Source organism: Mycoplasma sp. 13536 (assembly GCF_055523495.1).
Genome location: NZ_JBVFVC010000001.1, coordinates 199,128 through 212,768 on the forward strand (window position 1 = coordinate 199,128; position 13,641 = coordinate 212,768).

Annotated in this window: 8 protein-coding genes; 2 read left to right on the forward strand and 6 right to left on the reverse strand. The window is 30.4% G+C overall.

Translation table 4 applies throughout. From position 1 onward, the window contains the following. Positions 1–152: 152 nt before the first annotated feature. Positions 153–2,282 carry a bifunctional metallophosphatase/5'-nucleotidase gene (locus AC0B4N_RS00830; protein WP_465102025.1) on the forward strand — a complete coding sequence of 710 codons (2,130 nt, stop codon included), beginning with the start codon at positions 153–155 and terminating at the stop codon, positions 2,280–2,282. Between the two features lie 140 nt (positions 2,283–2,422). Beyond that, a complete protein-coding gene (locus AC0B4N_RS00835; RefSeq protein WP_465102026.1) occupies positions 2,423–3,607 on the forward strand; it encodes an IS30 family transposase in 1,185 nt (394 codons plus the stop codon). A gap of 378 nt (positions 3,608–3,985) precedes the next feature. On the opposite strand, the gene mip is transcribed toward AC0B4N_RS00835, so the two are convergent. The 6 genes from mip to hprK form a co-directional block, all read right to left on the reverse strand. Beyond that, a complete protein-coding gene (gene mip / locus AC0B4N_RS00840; protein ID WP_465102027.1) occupies positions 3,986–6,748 on the reverse strand; it encodes an Ig-specific serine endopeptidase MIP in 2,763 nt (920 codons plus the stop codon). A gap of 17 nt (positions 6,749–6,765) precedes the next feature. Next, the gene (locus AC0B4N_RS00845; protein ID WP_465102028.1) at positions 6,766–9,105 is read right to left on the reverse strand and encodes a putative immunoglobulin-blocking virulence protein; all 2,340 of its coding nucleotides are present in this window, start codon (positions 9,103–9,105) and stop codon (positions 6,766–6,768) included. Positions 9,106–9,373: 268 nt separating this feature from the next. Next, positions 9,374–10,558 carry an IS30 family transposase gene (locus AC0B4N_RS00850; protein ID WP_465101895.1) on the reverse strand — a complete coding sequence of 395 codons (1,185 nt, stop codon included), beginning with the start codon at positions 10,556–10,558 and terminating at the stop codon, positions 9,374–9,376. 229 nt (positions 10,559–10,787) lie between these two features. Further along, a complete protein-coding gene (locus tag AC0B4N_RS00855; RefSeq protein ID WP_465102029.1) occupies positions 10,788–11,720 on the reverse strand; it encodes an NAD(P)/FAD-dependent oxidoreductase in 933 nt (310 codons plus the stop codon). A gap of 6 nt (positions 11,721–11,726) precedes the next feature. Then, entirely contained in the window at positions 11,727–12,713 is a 987-nt protein-coding gene (gene lgt / locus AC0B4N_RS00860) for a prolipoprotein diacylglyceryl transferase (RefSeq protein WP_465101148.1), read from the reverse strand. Next, a complete protein-coding gene (gene hprK, locus AC0B4N_RS00865) occupies positions 12,706–13,641 on the reverse strand; it encodes an HPr(Ser) kinase/phosphatase (RefSeq protein ID WP_465102030.1) in 936 nt (311 codons plus the stop codon). Before hprK ends, lgt begins: the two co-directional genes overlap by 8 nt.

Consider the following 13,641-nt stretch of genomic DNA (forward strand, 5'->3'; position numbering starts at 1 on the left):
AAAAACATTGCATATGATTTTTTAATTTAAATATTAAATAGATTTATTTTAAAAATACTAATTTTAAAATATTTTCTTGTTGTATGAATTGCATATTCTTATAGATGTTATATAATATAAATATACACATAAAATATATTAGGAGCTTATTTATGAAATACAAGAAATTACTATTTAAATTATCTACAATTTCTGCATTATCATCAGGTTTTGCAGTTGCTGTATCTTGTTCTGGAAGTAATAAACCTATTGCTGGTGATCCAGATATACCACGTGTTGAACCAGTTTATTCTGCAGAACACTGACGTGACTTATATAGAAAAAATAATGTAAGTTACAATGAAGCAATTGATACTTTTGCAAAAGAACTTGATAAATTAAAAGCACAACTTTCATCTGAAAAAGATGAAACAAAAAAAACAGCTATTGAAGATAAAATCTTTGATTTATTTTTTAATGCTAAAGCAAAACTAACCCCATTAGTTCATAATTACAATTATTTCTTTACTCGTTTAAGAGAAGCAGAAAAATCTGAAAATTCAACTTTAAGAACAGTAAAGATTTTCCACTCTAATGACGAACATGGAAGAATTGAGTTTGATGACTCTAAATACAACAAATATGCTGGTATGGTGGAAACCAGTAAATACCTTGCTGATAAGAAACGTGATTTATTAATATCAGCAGGTGATATGATTCAAGGTTTACCTTTATCAGATTCGGATAAAGGAAAAACAATTTCACAAATTGCTAAATATATGCAATATGACTCAGTTACTGTTGGTAACCACGAGTTTGACTATGGTTTAGAGCATATTTTAGCATTAAATGAAAGCACTTCTCAAGATAAAGAGGGTATTAAAATGCCATTTATCTCAGCTAATGTATACTACAAAGATTATGCAAATGAAACCAACAAACCAGATCGTTATGATCAAAATTTAGTTGGTAAAAGAGTCTTTAAACCATACATTATCAAAGAATTAGAAAGCGGAATCAAAGTTGCAATCATTGGTTTAACAACCCCTGATACAGTTTATACTTCGCACCCTAAAAATTCGGCACTAGTTGAATTTAGATCACCAAGTGATGAACTAAAAAAAGCAGTTAATGAAATTAAACAAAACAATCCTGAAATTAAATTAATTATTGCTGCTACTCATCTTGGAACAGGTAGAAACGATGCAACTTGAACATCAGATTATCTTGCACAACAAGATGCTGGTGATGGTTTAGATTTAATTATTGATGGCCACAGCCATTCATTTGTTCCAATAAATAACAAGGATAAAGTAACTGATACTAAAAATATTTATATAACTCAAACTGAAGCATATACTAAATATTTAGGTGATATTGACATAACTTTTGATACTTCTACTGGTAAAATTACTCAAGTTTTCCAAGTTTTAAGAGATATTAGTCAAATTGAAATTTACAATGCTAATTTAAGTGATAAATTATTAGCACGTCTAAAAACAGTGTTTGCTAAAGAAAACTCAGTTAAAGCTTTTGATTCTCCAGGAGTATTTGAACACGTGACCAGTGTAAACATTGATGGAACTTCATACTGGAAAGGTAGATTAATGCCTACAAGCCTCGGAACTTATGCTGCTGATGCGCTAGCTTGAGGATTTGTAACTCAAGAGCCTTGGGGTTCAAGACAAGGTTTTGAAGTTGGAACTTTAGATAATACTATTGGCCTTCTAAATGGTGGCGGATTACGTTCTGACCTAAAACAAGGTGAAATATCACGTGGAGATGCTTTAGCAGTCAGCCCATTTGGCAATAGAATCGCTGCTGTTAGAGTTAAAGGTTCGGTTGTTATTGAAGCTTTAAAACATGGTTTAGGTGCTGGTAAAGCTGGTGGTTTTGCCCAACTATCTACCAACATTTCTTACACTGTTAATGCAGTTAAAAAACTAAATACTAAAACACAATTAGAAGAATATGTTTGAGAAGCAGATACATCAAGCTTTAAGGTAAATAACAAAGCTATTGATCCAAATCAAAATTACTACATTGTTACAAATGACTTTATTTTGGCTGGTGGTGATGGATATGGTATGTTAAATGTTGATGCTAATGATGGAGTAGTTTTAGCATATGAAGGTGATAAATATATTGATACCTTAATTGAATATGCTAAGAAGGTCTCAGCATCCGGAGCATCACTAGACCAAAATAAATTTGAAAGTGCCTTATCTTCATATTTAAATGCAGATAAATACAAAACTCAAATAGTTAATATTCCGGAAGAGGCTAAAAAAACTTCGAAATAATTTCAATAAAAAAGTAATATTTAATATTAATTGGAAATGTCACATGCAAGTTTTTTGCATGTGACATTGTTTTTGTCTGCCTTGTAATAAAATAGTTGTATTGATAATTTTTCAAAAAATAAAGGAGACCTTAAAATTATATGAAAAATTTAGAAAAATATATTTGTGTTTTTGACAAATATCGAAAAGAAAATAAATATCAACATTTTAAAATCGAAGAGAATTACAACACTATCTTGAAAATGCAAGGAGCTCTTGGGACACAACGAAAATTAAGATCAGATCAAATCGATCTAGAACAACTTTATAATATTTTACAAGAACTTTCTGAAGGCTTCTCAATCCAAGAAGTAGCTAAGATTTTTGATAGAGACATTCGAAGTATAAAAAGTAAAATTAAAATTATTACAAATCGCAAACCACTTAGTTTAGATAAACAAAATCGCTATGTTTGTCCTAAGTGTTCAAAAAGAGTAATGTGGGTTAAAACCCTTAATTTTACTAAACTATACGAACATTTATTAGGTTATTCATTTTCGCGACTCTTTTTTGTAAGTGATACAATTAAAGAGAAATGAAAGGCCTACAGAAAATATTGGTATAGTGAGCTTAATACATACAATAAAAATAGAAATAAAAAGAATTTGCAGCAAAAAGAAGTTAAGAAATCAGTTACCTATCTTGTGAATTCTTTTAAAAAATTATCCCATGATGAATTTGCTCCTTCACCTAGTACAATTTATAAAATAATCAAAAAATACCCTTATTTCCTTGATTTTGACCATATTGTTAAAAAATCTGAAGGCAAATATGGCATAAGAAAGAAGAAGCAAACTAAACCTAAAACATTAAAATATGCTACAGAAATTTCGAAACGTCCAGCTTATATTAATGATCGCTCTGAACACGGCCATTTTGAATTAGACACCGTTATTGGTAAAATCAATGATACATATTGTATTGTGACCATAATTGAACGGCAAACCAGAATGTCTTATGCTATGCTCTCAAAACGTAACTCCAAAGCTATCAAACAAACTCTTCTAAAACTAATCAAGAAACATAACTTAGACATTAAAACTTTAACAGTTGATAATGGTAGTGAAAATGTCTTATTGCACCAGGTTATTCCAACTGAAAGATTATTTAAATGCCAACCATATAGTTCATGACAAAAAGGTTCAATAGAAAATATGCACCGCTTAATTAGGTATTACATTCCCAAAGGAAAAAGCTTAGATAAATACTCTCAGCAAGAAATTGATTATATGATGGAAAAAATAAATAACTATCGACAAGTTGTCCGGCAATATAAGATAACCTAAAATTTTTTTAATCCCCCGCCTTTGATTGCAATCAAAGGGGCCTTACTTTTGGCAAAAGTAAGCAAAACCGACGAGAAAACACTGCTGTGTTTTCTGTTTTCTCATACATTTTTTTATCTAAAAATTATGTTAAAATTAAAAGACAATTATTTTGTTAATATCTCGCGTGTGACTTTTCCAAAAAACAAATAACAAAATATTCAAAAATTATTTCCGCTAAATATTTATTAATATCTACTAATATCATATAAGTATTGAATATCTATGAATCACATAATCCTAATGATGATTTCTATATGTACATTCAAAATTCTAATACTTATCATAAAAGTTTTTAAAATAAAACTATATGCATGCAAATTGCATATAGTTTTTATATTATTTATTAAATTCGTAGCCTGTTGGAACTTTATTAATAGATTCAGGCATTAAGTTTGTTTTCATATTTGAATTTGGATATAGTTTAACTAAAGCTTCACGATATGAATTACTTTGATCTTTCCCGCCACCATAAACTAAATCATATTGTGGTAAGTTGTAGGTTCCATAAAGACCTTTATAGTCAAATCCATTTGAACGAATTGCTACCCCTGCTGAAGTAGTTGAAAATTGGAATACTGTAGTTAAAATACCCATGATTTCATTATTTTGATTTCTAATTGCCGAACCACTGGCTCCACCACCTACTTCAAAGTTTTTAAGTAGCATACCAATACCGCTGCTTACATATTGTTTTTTATCATCATGTGATTCTAAATATTTATCTCCCGATGAACGTGGAGCAACGATGAAGTTATCATATACACCAGGTTTATCTTTGAATTGTCTTAAGTTAAGCATATGAGATAATGTTCCACCTTTTTCAAGACGTTTAACGGTTCTTTCATCTGATTTATTAGGTGAAGATACGTCATATCAAGTAGATGAAGCATTAGTTCACATAGTATGAGTTGATTCAATTACTGCTTTTTGATCTATATCTGTATGATCATTTAAGTAAAAATCATAAAATCCTTGTTGTTTTGCTTTTGGATATGAAACAACGTATAAATTATCATATGCTTTAGTTGCTTCAGGTGATCCAGGTTTGGCAAGTAATGGTTGGTTAATTTTATCAAAATCATTTACATAATCGTATTTAGGAACTTTAAGTTTTAATTTATCATCTAAATTAGCATAATCGTTAGTAAAGAATTTAGCAAAATCTTGTGGGGATTTTATTTCTTCACCAATTTTACGATCCTTATCTTCAAATTTTGTAAAGTCAATTTCAAAAACTGCAAAATCAATAAACTCCTCTTTATCTTTAACAGTATCATCTTTTGAAAGAGTATATGGACTAGTTTTTAAGACATTACGACCATCAAAAATATTTTTAAAGGCATTTTTGTTAACATCTATTTTATTGAATTTATCTTCAATGCTTAAAACTTTTATAGCATTAAAGATGTGTTTTTGGTCAGTTCTCCCAAGAATATCCATACGGATGCTATCAAGTGTTTTTTCATTTCACCCATTTATAACATGGTAATTAGTTGCAAAATACCATTTAGTTGGATATGAATTATCATCTTTTTTCTCATAGTCTAAAATTCATGCTGTTCCGGCATTACCAACTTTAGATTTAGCTCTATTTTTGTAATTTTTAAATGATTCATAATCACGAACTGTTCTTTCATTAATATCATTCTTTAAACGAGTTAAGATATCTGGTGAAAAAGTTTTTTTAGAATCTACAGCATCATAAAGTTTCTGCCAATGTTCTTTAATAAATGGAGTATATTTAGTTTCATACATTTTCTCAGTTTTAGCAGGATCTCCCCCGCCTTCTGCTTCCAACTTTGCAATAATATCTTTAAATACTGCATCAATCACAGCTTCAGTATTCTTACCTGTTCTATTTGAAACCTTATCATCATCTAAACGCTTTTTAATTTCAGCAGCTGCAGTTTTATCATCTAATAAATCTGCCATTTTATAAATATCAAATTCTACTGCTTCTAGAGCTTGTTCAAGTTTAATTTGAATTGCTTCATCATTAGTAAATATTGGTGCTCTAAAACTTAGTAAATATGATTGTAGTGCTGCTTCAGCATAATTATCATTAACTAATTTTCTCGGTAAACCTGTATTTCTTTGTGGACTTGGAGCAGAAGTCTTATAGTGGTCATATCAATGTGTGGTGCTTCTTGGTCCCCTGGTCGGAACATCTAGACCTGATACATTTCCTGAAGCATCATATTTAGGAATAACAAACCCAAATTTTGATGCAGTATCATAATCAAGCATATTTAATTCTTTTGCTACTTTATTATATTTTTCTTTTGCTACATTAGTAGTTGTAAAACTTCTTGGGTAAGCATTAGAATCAAGTGCTCTTTGAATATTATTTAAATCATAATCATACTTTTGAACATTATTATATTCAACTGCATATTGAGTTTGAGTTGTTTCACGAGCTTTTTTCTCTTCTTCAGTTTCTAATCTACCTTGGCTATTATAACCATTTTCTTCTGCAAATCCAGTTAATTTATATTGTTTAGTTTCTCCATTGCCAAATTGTATAAAAGCAATTAACCCACTTCTATCATCAGCTAGTCGAACATTTAGTAAAGTTGAAAGAATTCTTTCATCTTTTGGAGCAAACCCAGAACGAGCATTTAAAGCTTGCGACATAGAAAGTTGAGAAAAATCTGTTATTCGTTGGCTAAAAGTAAACCCATTTGAAGTTTGCTGTTCAACTTCAAAATATAGTGTTCCTAAATCATTTAATGATTTAGAATTTACTTGTTGGGTAATTTCTTCTCTCGATAATGGAGGTTGTTGAACAGGAGGGGTAGGATTTTGTTGTTTTAGTTCTACAATTTTAGAATTAAGTTGATCTAGTAATGTTTTTTCACTTGTTAAAGATGTTTTAATATTTGCATCTAAAGTATTATAAGCAGTTAATGCTGTTGTAACTTTTGGTTCATCAGCCACAACAACTGTTTCTTGAGTTTTGCTTAAAATGTCAGCATGGCTTTGTTTATAAGCAGCAACTGGATCAGAAGGGGTGGGTTTTGATTCTTGCCCACAACTTATAGCAACTACTGGAAATAAAATTCCACCACTTGCTAAGCTTAGTATCAATCTTTTTTTCATTTGTTTTTCTCCTTTAATTATACAATTTCAAATTCATCTTCAGTGCTGGTGTATCTTACGTTATAACCTGCATTTTTCAAGGTGTTGTAAAGGTCAACGGCTCCATCGGTAACAATAATCTGAGTTTGTCTGTTAAATGTACTATCTGAATATTTAATTAAAGTTGCTAAGTGTCTTAATCCGTCGCTATTTAAGTTTTGAACGTTTTGTGTTGGACGGATTCTAATACTTTTTGTATTTTTACCATTGCTAAAGGTAATTTTAGGTCTTGGTTCCATAGGTGCAACTGGTTTTGCTAAGATATCATCAAATTGTGCTTCATTTAAATCAGTTGTATTAACTTCTCATACAGCACCATCATTGAATAATTTAATTTTGTTTAGTTTACGTGTCGATTTTTGTTTGTTAGTAATATCATGAAATTCCATACCTCTTAAAGTTTTTATAGTTGGAATCCGTGAAAAATCAACACCCATAGGGTATGAATTTCCATCACTGCTACGATCAGGTTTTAATCCTGGTCCTCAAGCTCCTTGGAAAATTCTTTCATTATTTCTTGTTCAATAAGCCATTCTTAGTCCATTATTGATAATTGTTCAATCACCAAGTGTTTTGTAATCTTCTGCGTCAAATCCTAAATTATCAAAGGTAATCCGTGAGTAAAATGGAGGTTGGTTTGGATCAGTTGAGAATGTTGTGTTATAATCAGCCATATTAACTCATGCAACTTTATTTAAAGCTCATGGGTTAATTGATCAATCGTCAGCATTAACATTTAATCTATTATTTGATAATAATGAAAGTTCATCAATTTCTTTATCTTTAAGGTATTTTAAAGCAGATGTATTCTTAGACTCAAAGAATAGTTCTAATAATGGAAGTTTTTTAGGTAAAGCTGCAAAGATTTTATCCATGTTTTGATCAGCCCCTGATTTCCCAATATTCATAATTCTATATCCGGTGATTTCCTTACCTTTGGCTTGTAAATCAGCAATTAATTTTTCAGCTTTTTTGTATGCATCTGGTTGTACAACATCAATTGTAACCACAACTGTTTTTTCACGGTCAGAACCTTCGACTTTTTCAATTCTAGTATATTCATTAATTGATATACCACGATCAGGAATATCTAAACCTTCAGATCTAAATTGTGCTGTAATATCACGTTTGTTTCAGTTATGGTATTTACCTAACAGCACATCTTCAGAACTTCTTCAATACCATGTGTTATTACCCATAACACGGTAAACTTGATTGTTACGTTTATATTCAGCCTGAACAGTATTAACAACTGGTTCATGAGTTAATGATGTTCATTCACCATTTGCATTAACATAAACATCACCACCATATTCAGGAATAATATAACCATTTGCTAAACTATCTTTTTCAGTTTGAGATAGTTTAGTAATTTTTTTAGGATCAATATGCATTAAGATTAACATCTTACCTAGTTCTCTGGTTTCAGTGCCGATGCTTCTAGGTCATGTTAATGTCTCTTTCATATTTCATCACTTATCTAATTGTTCATCTGTAACTGAATCTAAAAGATATTGTTTAACATTTTCTTTCGAAGTTAAAAGCATATGGTATCTAAACCATAAATTACCAAAGTGTTCAGATACATTGCCATCATTCGCAATTTGGGCTTGTTTTGCTTCAATATCTCTATCATCTTGCAATGCACTAATATATGGAGTTGTATATGCCCCTATTTTTTCAGCCTTGCCTTGTGCAGCACCTGTACTCTTTTTAATATTTTCATCAGTTAAGGCATTTTTTACATTAATAACATCAAAAGTAATTTCAGCATAATATGGAATCCGATTGGTTATCCCTTTTTCTACGTCCGATTGCTCATATTGACGTTTTGGAATTGTTTGAATATCTGCTTCAAATTCAATATCTTCAATTTTGATTTTGCGAGTTTCTTTAATAGGTTTTTCAGGTTCTGGTTCAGGAACCACTGTTGGAGGTATTTCCACATCTTTCTTTGGTGCATCTTTAATTGGATCAGATGCTGAAGGTGGTAAAACTTCTTCCTCCTTTTCTTTTTCTTTTTCTGGATCTTTAATAATTGGATTAAAAATAGTTTGTGGTGGTGTCTCTTCGACAGGTGGGGCCACTATTTTTTCTTCTTGTTTAGCTTTAGGTAAGTTATAATCAGTTGCACTAGTTTTTGAATTAGTTTGATCAACTTTTTCAGCTTGAAAATTCGGAGTAGCCTCCGTATCAATTCTAAATTTAAATGGCTCTGTTGTAGTTTGTGTTTGTGCAATAAGTGTTGTGGTAACACCAGTAAACACAAGTCCACTTGAACCAATCAATAAGAATAATTTTTGTTTACGTTTTAACATTATTTCTCCTTTATTACTTATTTATAAATCAAATATAATATAATTATATTATAAATTACAGATTTTTGATTTTTTAATTATGTTTTTTGGAAAAGTCACTTGCGAGATGTTAACAAAATAATTGTCTTTTAATTTTAACATAATTTTTAGATAAAAAAATGTATGCGAAAACAGAAAACACGGCAGTGTTTTCTCGTCGGTTTTGCTTACTTTTGCCAAAAGTAAGGCCCCTTTGATTGCAATCAAAGGCGGGGGATTAAAAAAAATTTTAGGTTATCTTATATTGCCGTACAACTTGTCGATAGTTATTTATTTTTTCCATCATATAATCAATTTCTTGCTGAGAGTATTTATCTAAGCTTTTTCCTTTGGGAATGTAATACCTAATTAAGCGGTGCATATTTTCTATTGAACCTTTTTGTCATGAACTATATGGTTGGCATTTAAATAGTCTTTCAGTTGGAATAACCTGGTGCAATAAGACATTTTCACTACCATTATCAACTGTTAAAGTTTTAATGTCTAAGTTATGTTTCTTGATTAGTTTGAGAAGAGTTTGTTTTGTAGCTTTGGAGTTGCGTTTTGAGAGCATAGCATAAGACATTCTGGTTTGCCGTTCAATTATGGTCACAATACAATATGTATCATTGATTTTACCAATAACGGTGTCTAATTCAAAATGGCCGTGTTCAGAGCGATCATTAATATAAGCTGGACGTTTTGAAATTTCTGTAGCATATTTTAATGTTTTAGGTTTGGTTTGTTTTTTCTTCCTTATGCCATATTTGCCTTCAGATTTTTTAACAATGTGGTCAAATTCAAGGAAATAAGGGTATTTTTTGATTATTTTATAAATTGTACTAGGTGAAGGAGCAAATTCATCAGGGGATAATTTTTTAAAAGAATTCACAAGATAGGTAACTGATTTCTTAACTTCTTTTTGCTGCAAATTCTTTTTATTTCTATTTTTATTGTATGTATTAAGCTCACTATACCAATATTTTCTGTAGGCCTTTCATTTCTCTTTAATTGCATCACTTACAAAAAAGAGTCGCGAAAATGAATAACCTAATAAATGTTCGTATAGTTTAGTAAAATTAAGGGTTTTAACCCGCATTACTCTTTTTGAACACTTAGCACAAACATAGCGATTGTGTTTATCTAAACTAAGTGGTTTGCGATTTGTAATAATTTGGATTTTACTTTTTATACTTCGAATGTCTCTGTTAGAAATCTTAGCTACTTCTTGGATTGAGAAGCCTTCAGAAAGTTCTTGTAAAATATTAAAAAGTTGTTCTAGATCGATTTGATCTGATCGTAATTTTCGATGCGACTCAAGAGCTCCTTGCATTTTCAAGATAGTGTTGTAATTCTCTTCAATTTTAAAATGTTGATATTTATTTTCTTTTCGATATTTGTCAAAAACACAAATATATTTTTCTAAATTTTTCATATAATTTTAAGGTCTCCTTTCATTTTTTTAAAATTTATTAATACAACTATTTTATTACAAGGCAGACAAAAACAATGTCACATGCAAAAAAACTTGCATGTGACATTTCCAATTAATAGATTTTTTAATTACAAACATCTAAGGCTTTATAAATATCTTTTTAGTTACTTTTTTACTGGAGCCAAACTGATTATAAAAAAAATATGCGATAAATTTCGCATATTTTTGATTATAGTGAATTAAGTAAATCTGAGATTTTTTTAGCCGCAATTGCTCCGTCAGAAGCGGCAGTAACAATTTGGCGAATTTCTTTTTGACGAATGTCTCCGGCTGCAAAAATTCCTTTAACTTTAGTTTGCATGTTCTCATCTGTAATAATAAAACCACGCTCATCTAAAATATCTAAATCTTTAACAAAGGTTGTTGTTGCTTCCATTCCAATATAAGGGAAAAATGATGCAATTTCAATAGTTTGCTCAGTTCCATCAACCAAGCTTTTAATAACTGCTTTTTCTAAGGAATTAGCACCAGTTAATAAAGAAATTTGTGATTCCTTAAAAATAGTTATATTTGAAGCTTTATATAAATCTTCAACGAGTTTTTTTTCAGCTGTAAATTCTTTTTCACGAATTACAAAATAAACATGTGAAGCTATTTTTGTTAAATAGGTTCCTTCCTCCACAGCTGAATTTCCACCACCTAAAACTAATGTCGGGGAACCTTTAAATAAAGGACCATCGCAAATTGCGCAAAAACTAATTCCGCGGTGTAAAAATTCATGATACCCATTTATAAAACTTGGCTCTCTGTTTTTCATTCCAGTTGAAATTAAAATAGTTTTTCCATATATTGAAGAACCATCCGCTAATTTAACTTCCTTGTCAAAATCACCGTGATTTACAATTTCGACAACTTCCCCATATTTATATTGGGCACCAAAACTAGTAGCATGATCCATAAATTGAGTTGCTAATTCTCAACCATCAATAATTTCTGTGCCAATTCAATTTTCTACTTTATTGGTTTGTGAAAGTTTTCCTCCTGGAGCACCTTTTTCAATAAATGCTACTTTTAAATTTGCTCTTGAAGCGTATAAAGCCGCATTTAAACCTGCAGGTCCACCACCAATAATCACTAAATCAAATGTTGTTTTTGTTTCCATTAATACCTACTTAAATACTGTATATGTTAATACTTTTTTGAAAATATTACTAAATGAACTAATGTTTACATATGCATAGTAATATTCAGGATTTTTATATTCATAATGTTTAAAAATTTTATATTTAACATTTGTGACGTATTTTACACGTGATCAAAAAGCAAAGTAAATGAAGATAAAACTTCCTGATAATGCAAATAATAATGCCACAATAGAATAGAATAAATATGATTCTTGTCTTAGTGGTTCTAAGGCAAGCCGCACAACACCGTATCATAATAAATATAATCCGGCTGTTGCGCCTGGTTTAAATGTTCAAAATAAATTAAAAATTCATACAATGATTAAATACCCAACTAAGTTTGCTAAACCTTCATATAAGAATAATGGATATCTATAAGCCCCTTCAAGTCCTAAAGAATCAGTATAAGCATCGGCAATATACATATTATCCGCAAAACTTTTACCAAAAATTATAGAGCTAGCTCCAGTTCAGTCAATTTTTCCATAAACCTCATGGTTTCCATAGTTTCCAAACCGCCCCACAAATTGCCCAACTAAAATAGTTGGAATAATAATTGAAGTTGCTTTACGTATATCAACAAGATGCCTCTTAGTATAAGCATAAGTCATATCGGCTATAATGGTGAAGAAAACTCCACCTTGGATACTAAGACCTCCATCTCATATCGCATACCAGGCGGACCCTTTAAAGGGTTCACTATCATATATAAGTTCCTCAAATACAAACCCAAGACGCGAACCAATAATACCCATTGGTATGGTGATCAAGATAAGCCCGTATAAAACCTCAATATTCATTTTTTCCCTTCTTCAGAAGTAAAAAATGGTTAAGATAGCAGTTAAATATCCTAACATAATCATTAATGAATATGTATAGAATTGAAAAGAACCAATGGTAAATAAGATACTTGGTGTCCCTTCACGAAATGCAACTTCAGGCACATAACTAGGTCCATTTAAATTATTCATTTTCTTTTAACCTCCTATTTTCTATTTCTTTAATTACATTTAAACCATCCCGCTTTGAAAGATAAAATCCAACAGCAGTTTCAATTAAAGATGCAGCTGAACCGCCTTCTTTAATTGGAATTTGAATTTTATGGATATATCTTCCAAAGATTGGATATTTTAAAAAATCTAAACCTAAACGGTCAAATTCGTATTGTTTATCAGTTTTAACTAATTCAACAACTAAATCAATTACAGATGATTCGGCAACAGATTTAACTCCATAAATATGTTTTACATTAATCATCCCAATTCCGCGTACTTCAAGTAAGTGTTCAGTGATTCTGGGCGAGCGACCTATAAAGATATTACCTCCATCACCAATTAAAACAGAATCATCACTAATAAACACATGTCCTCGTTGAATAAGTTCTAATACCGCTTCTGATTTACCAACCCCGCTATTACCAATAATTAAAACACCAGTTCCCCCAATTAAGACTAAACAAGCATGCACTTGTGTTTCATCTAAAAAGTGGTTATTAAGATATGACCCTACATTTGAAGTTAGTAATGAAGAACTCATTTTAACTTGACATACTGGTACTCCATATCTACTGGCAGATTCAATAATTCAATTTAAAGCTGGTTTGGCCACACCTCTTGATAAGATTACCAAAGGTGGTTGTAATTTAAAAACGTGATCAATAGCTCTAATTGATGCATTTTTTCCTATTTTTTGAAATCATAAAGATTCGCTAGTCCCCCAAGAAATAACATTATTTTTCAAGCGATCATAAGCTAAAAATGCAGCTAATTCCAAACCAACACGTTTAATAGCTGGTTGATAAATATAATTATAATTAATTTTAGTTGCAGGATCATTTAAAACCTTTCAACCAAAAAATTTAATTAATTCAGCAACACTCACTTTCTTTTTCTTATTCAT